Here is a 5,072-nt window from a genome sequence, read left to right on the forward strand (position 1 = left end):
TACAACGACCCCGCCCGCCCCGACCCGCCGCCGCCCCGCCCCCCCCCCCGCCCCGGCGCGCCTGCCCCCCCTCTGCCTCCCGCCGCCCCCCCCCCCCCCCCCCCGGCGGCACCGCCTGCACGCCGCCCCCGGCCCCGCACCCGCCCCGCCGTTCCGCCACCCCCTCCGCCGCCCCCCCCCGCCACAGCGGCCCGGCGCAGTCGCTGACGACCATGGTCAGCGCGCGTCCGGTGGGGTCGCGCAGCTGCTCGCCCGAGCGCGAGGCGGTGTCAGGGCAGGGGCCGCGGCCGACCGCGGGGGTGCCGTCCACGAGCCGGTGCAGGTAGTGCACCTGGACGTCGCGGAAGGCGCCCAACCGCTCGCAGACCGACCGGAGTTCCTCCAGCATGTCCCGCCACACGGCCATCGAGGGCGAGGCGTCCATCACCAGCCGCATCGTCGCCTCGCGGCGGGCCTCGGGCCGCAGCACGGGAATGGCCAGGCCCAGCGCCCGCGCGCTCGCCTCGGCGGTGGCCGCCTCGTCGAGCACCAGGCGGGCGACCGGGGCGGCGGGCGGGCGGTGCCGCTGGAGGGCGCGCAGGGCCCGCTGGATGTCCAGGATCCGGGGCAGCGCGGCCGCGGCGGGCACGCGTACCGGCACCGCCGTGCCGCTCGGCAGTTCCGGTTCCGGATCGGGGTACGCGCCGGGGCGGCCCGGTACGAACAGGCTGAGCGGCTCCTCGGGGTCCGCAGCAGGTACGGGATGCCGGGGCGGCTGCGCGTCCTGCGGCCCGGGCTGCGGCAGCGGCGCGACGTCGCTCCGCACCGGACCGTCGGCCTCGGCCTCCTTGCCTCCGTCCGGAGCCGTGCCGGTGACGGCGTCCGGCCGGGCCGCCGCCGCGGCCCGCCGCGCCTGCCCGGCCAGCCACAGCGCGTCGGCGAGCTCCTCGGCGGACGGGTCGAGCCCGGCGGCCCGGAGTACGGCGGCGAGGGCGGTGAGCGCGGTGAGTTCGGCAGGGCCGGCAGGTCCGGAAACTCCGGCAGGGCCGGCGGGTCCGGAAACTCCGGCGGGTCCGGCAGGTCCGGAAACTCCGGCGGGTCCGGCGGATCCGGCAGGTCCGGAAACTCCGGCAGCAGGTCCCGAAGCTCCGGCGGACTCAGCGCTCCCGGGAGCACGACCGGGACCACGGCCGGGACCCGGCCCGGGACCTGGCCCGGGCCCAGGTCCGCGCCCGTCTCCAGGTCCCGTACCCGGGGACGCCACCGCCCCTCACCTCGAACGGTCGAGGCGCTGGATGAGCAGGTCGGCGAGGTCCTCCCGGGTCGGCGGCGCGGCGTAGTGGGTGAGGTAGATGGCGTTGAGCAGCTGGTCGGCCGCGACCAGCTCGGTCTGCGACCGGGTCAGGAACTCCCGGATCAGGTCGGCGCCGAGCCGGGCGGCGTCCTCGCCCAGGTGGGCCCTGACCATGGTGGCCAGGCGCTTCTCGCCGGGCTGGCCGAGCTTGAGCTGGATGCAGCGGCGCAGCAGGGCCGCGGGGAAGTCCCGTTCGCCGTTGCTGGTCAGGATGATGAAGGGAAAGGCCCGGCAGCGCACCCGGCCGTCCCGCACGGTGACCTTGGCCCCGTCGTCGGTGAGCACCTGCACCTCGGGCTCGCGGTCGGCGACCCGTTCCAGCTCGGGCAGCGCGAACTCGCCCTCCTCCAGGACGTTGAGCAGGTCGTTGGGCAGGTCGATGTCGCTCTTGTCGAGCTCGTCGATGAGCAGCACCCGGGGCCGCTCGGTGGGCAGCAGGGCGGTGCCGAGCGGGCCGAGCCGGATGTACTTGCCGATCCCGGGCGGCCCTTCGGCCGCGCCGCCGCTCGCCGCGATCTGTACGTCCTGCAGCCGGGCGATGGCGTCGTAGCGGTACAGGCCCTCCTGGAGGAGGGTGCGCGAGACGACGGGCCAGCGCAGCACCCGGCCGAGCCGCAGCTCGTGGGCGACGGCGTGCGCGAGGGTGGACTTGCCGGTGCCGGGATAGCCGGTGACCAGCAGCGGCCGGCGCAGGTACAGGGCCGCGTTGATGGCCTCCAGCTCCTCCGGCTCGGGGCGGTGCAGCTCGGCGGCGTGCCGGTGCGCCCCGAGCCGCCGCGCGGCGGCGGTGTCGGGCGCGGTGGCCACGGGGCCGGGCTCCACGACCGGCCCGCCGTCGAAGTCCCGCCAGGGTGGGGCGGGCGGCAGGGCGTCGATGCCGTCGTGGGGCTCACCGACACCCCGGTAGATGAGCCACTCCTCGTTCACCGATCGCTCCTTCGGTCGTCGTCGCCGCGGTGCCGTCCTGCCGACGGCGGATTTCGGTACGGGCCGCGCATCAGGGGCCGAGTCGCAGGCCGCATCCGCCGTCGCATCAGAGGTCCCCGTGGAGGGGTTCGTCCTCCGGGAGGGGGCGGGCCGGGTCCTCCCAGAGCAGGCCCAGGCCCGCCGACCAGTACGCGTCCGGGTCGCGCCCGTGCAGCCGCACCCGCAGGGACTGCAGGCGCAGCGGGAGCACCGCGCCCCGGCCGGCCTCGGCCAGTTCCTCGCGCAGTGCGCGGTGGAACGGTGCACAGGACGCCTCGCCGGCCGGCGGCCGCCGGCACAGCAGCACCCCGTACCCGGCGAGCCGCGCCGCGTGCACGGCGCCGAGGGTGGGGTCGCAGTCGGCGCTGCGGCAGTGCACCGGCACGGTGTTGTCGGCGAGGCTGTCCAGCCAGGCGTACGAGGCCCTGCGCGGCCGGCCCCGCGAGCAGTCGGCCCGTTCGTCCAGCAGCGGCCCGGCCATCACCCGGGCCCAGCGGTCGGCGGACCGGTGGGCCTCCTCGGGGGACGGCGGCGGCCCGCCGGCCGGGTGGCGCAGGACGACCGGCCGCTGTGCGCCGAGCGGTGTCCCGCCCGCCACCACCCACTCGTCCACGGCCAGCGTGAACAGCTCGGGCGCGACCGCCACTTCGAGGAGCGCGGCCGCGTCGTGCGTGTCGCAGCGCCGGAACGCCTCCGCGAGCGGGGCCCGTAACGCCTCCGGGAGGGCCGCCGGGGCGACCCGTACGCCGGCGGCGACGGGGGTCAGCCCGGCCGGGCCGCCGGCGCCCCCGAGGACCGAGACCCGCCAGTCGTAGACCTCCTCCCACCCGTGCGACCAGGCCTCCAGCAGCACCGACGGCCCGGCCGGCAGGGCTTCGGGGGCCCGGGCCGGTCCGTGCACGGGGCGGCCGGCCGAGGCCCGGCGGCGCCGCTCGCGTTCGGCCAGGCCCCGCTCGTGGCGCTCACCGAGCTCCCGTCGCAGCGGCCGCCACAGCCGCTCGGCGGTGCCCCGGACCCAGTCCCACAGCTCCTCGTCGGCGCCCGGAGCGGGTGGCTCGCGGTGATCGGCCACGCTGACGTCCGTGGCGTAGCGCAGCATCGCCGCTGCCTCGTTGAGTCCGGCGGGCGGGTCGTGGAGCAGCCCGAGCCCGTCGCGCCAGGTGAGCGGGGCCGGGGCCGCGGTGTCCGGCTCCTCGCCGCGGGCGGCCTCGACCAGGGCCCGTACGGTCTCGGAGGAGCGGGGCGCGGGCAGCTCGGCGAGCAGCCCGTACAGGGTGGTGCGCTCGCCCGGGGTGAGCCGCTGCCGGGTGCCGTAGGCCTCGCCGGCGGGCAGTTCGCCCTGTACGTCGGTCCAGGTGCGCCGGCTGTGCAGGTCGCTGACGTGCTGGTCGTAGTGGTGCAGGTCGTGCGCCTGCATGACCCGGCGGGAGAGCCCGACCTGGCTGCGGGCCGACATCGGCAGGGGGCGCAGCTGGACGACCGACACGGCCAGCCCGCCCCCGCCGCTCCCGGACCGGCGGGCCTTGACGACGCCGACGACCCCGCCGCGCGCGAGGTCCACGACGGGGCCGCCGGACATGCCGGGCACGATCTCGTCGTCGCCGCCGAGCCGGACGGCCGCGCCGCCGCCCGCGGTGCCGCGCAGCCGGGTGGTCCGCCCGGTGATCTCGGGCATGCCGAGGTCCTCGGTGCAGCCGAAGTAGGCGACCTCCTCGAAGCGGGGCGGTGCGGCCCGGTCGGTGAGCCACACGCAGGCGTGCGAGACCGGGGCGAGGACCCGGATCAGGGCGAGGTCGGGCAGCTCCCACAGACCGCGCCGCCCGGGGCGGCGCTGCTCCAGCCCTTCGGGCAGGACGCATTCCACCCGCCCGGCGACGGTGCCGGTGACTCCGGGGGCCCCGGACGAGAAGGTGATACCGACCTCGCGGCCCGCAAGACGCACGTCCGCACCCCCTTCCCCCACGACGTGCGCGCACGTCAGGACCCAGCCGGGAGCGACGAAGAAGCCGCTCCCCCAGGTGCGGCCGCTACCGGTGGCGGTGCCTGCGCCCCTGCCCCTGGCGGTGCCCGTGCGCGTACGTGTTCCCGTGTCTGTGCCAGTGCCCGTGTCTGTGCCCGTGTCCCGGTCCCGCTCGCCGTGACCGTCCCGCCGGCCCGGCCGGCCCCGGTCGTCGCCGCGGTCGCCGCCCCGGCCGTCGCGCCGGTCGTCCCGCCGGTCCTCCCAGGGGTGGCCGGACGGGCCGTCGTGGCGGTCCCGCCCAGGTTCCTCATACCCGTCCGCGGGCGCGTGGACGCGTACGGTGGCCGCGAGGACGAGGGGCTCAAGGAGCTCGAAGGCGCGTGCGGAACCTGCCGTGCGCCCGTCCGCCATCCCCCGCCTCCCAGAATCCCCAACCTGCGCCGGCGTCCCGCATGGTGAAAGCAGTTCCACGCTAGCGCTGCCCCCGGTCCGGGGGGAGGTGCGGGAGAAACCCGGATTATCCTGGCCGGGAATCACCCACGACCCACCCACACCGGCACGGAGCCTGTCTTGTACTTCACCGATCGCGGCATCGAGGAGCTGGAGAAGCGGCGCGGCGAGGAGGAGATCACCTTCGAGTGGCTCGCCGAGCAGCTCCGCACCTTCGTCGACCTCAACCCGGACTTCGAGGTCCCGGTCGAGCGCCTGGCCACGTGGCTGGCCCGCCTCGACGACGAGGACGAGGACGAGTAGCCCGCCGCCCGGCGGCCGGCCCACCGGCCGCCGGGCCCGGCCTGCACGCCCCCTCGCGGC

General features: G+C 77.4%; 4 protein-coding genes. 1 reads left to right on the plus strand and 3 read right to left on the minus strand.

Annotated elements, in window-relative coordinates:
* The 3 genes from GPJ59_RS38735 to GPJ59_RS33275 all read right to left on the minus strand — a co-directional run.
* Positions 1-1,243 (minus strand): SAV_2336 N-terminal domain-related protein (locus GPJ59_RS38735; RefSeq protein WP_308120624.1); only part of this gene is annotated, 1,243 nt, incomplete at its 3' end.
* A 6-nt stretch (positions 1,244-1,249) separates the two neighbouring features.
* Positions 1,250-2,260: an AAA family ATPase gene (locus tag GPJ59_RS33270; protein WP_219671640.1), complete on the minus strand. Its 1,011-nt coding sequence runs from the start codon at positions 2,258-2,260 to the stop codon at positions 1,250-1,252.
* A gap of 106 nt (positions 2,261-2,366) precedes the next feature.
* Positions 2,367-4,670: a VMAP-C domain-containing protein gene (locus GPJ59_RS33275; protein ID WP_219671641.1), complete on the minus strand. Its 2,304-nt coding sequence runs from the start codon at positions 4,668-4,670 to the stop codon at positions 2,367-2,369.
* Positions 4,671-4,829: 159 nt separating this feature from the next.
* Here GPJ59_RS33275 and GPJ59_RS33280 point away from each other — a divergent pair, with 159 nt between their 5' ends.
* Entirely contained in the window at positions 4,830-5,012 is a 183-nt protein-coding gene (locus GPJ59_RS33280) for a DUF6104 family protein (protein ID WP_014176503.1), read from the plus strand.
* Positions 5,013-5,072: the final 60 nt, after the last annotated feature.

This window comes from Streptomyces bambusae, assembly GCF_019400985.1.
GTDB lineage: Bacteria > Actinomycetota > Actinomycetes > Streptomycetales > Streptomycetaceae > Streptomyces > Streptomyces bambusae_A.

Excerpts from the sequence above, each read along its gene's own strand:
- GPJ59_RS33275 (WP_219671641.1), bottom strand. The coding sequence starts at position 4,670 with ATGGCGGACGGGCGCACGGCAGGTTCCGCACGCGCCTTCGAGCTCCTT.